Source organism: Endozoicomonas atrinae (assembly GCF_001647025.1).
Lineage (GTDB): Bacteria > Pseudomonadota > Gammaproteobacteria > Pseudomonadales > Endozoicomonadaceae > Endozoicomonas > Endozoicomonas atrinae.
In genome coordinates this window covers 1-570 of record NZ_LUKQ02000749.1, presented here as the reverse complement: position 1 = coordinate 570, position 570 = coordinate 1, and the positions used below count along the sequence as shown (strand labels likewise).

1 protein-coding gene is annotated in these 570 nt (G+C 53.9%); it reads right to left on the bottom strand.

Going from position 1 to position 570, the window contains the following annotated elements; all coding sequences use genetic code 11:
* A partial coding sequence (locus tag AK963_RS30425; RefSeq protein WP_139117839.1) for a C-terminal helicase domain-containing protein occupies positions 1-570 on the bottom strand: 570 nt, incomplete at both ends.

The window sequence follows — 570 nt, the reverse complement described above, 5'->3', positions numbered from 1 at the left end:
CGTTTTCTTCACCGGTGGCGGATATATCCAGCAGCACCATACGACCACTGACCCGGGCTTCCAGATTGATGTATTCGTCCAGCTCCATATTGGGCCAGAAGTTAACCAGCTGAATCGTGCTGTTTTTCGAGCCGAGACGGTCTACCCGGCCAAATCGCTGAATAATGCGGACCGGGTTCCAGTGAATGTCGTAGTTGATCAGGAAGTCGCAATCCTGCAGGTTCTGACCTTCGGAGATGCAGTCGGTGGCGATCAGAATATCAATCTCATCGCCGGGGCTATCATTCACTTTGCTTCGTTCTTTGGAGACGGGTGAGAAGGCCGTTAACAGGTTGTTCAGGTCACTGCTGACGCCAGCGAGCGTGCTTTTGTTGCTGCCTGCTCCGGTGACCAGTGCCGTATGCAGCCCGAGCTGCTGGCTGACCCACGGCGCAATGTGCTGATACAGGTATTGGGCGGTATCCGCAAAGGCGGTGAAAATAATCACCTTTTTATTGCCCGGGTTCAGAGGCTGCTGACATTTACGCTCAATGATGGCTTGCAGGCGATGCAACTTGGCATCCCGCTTTG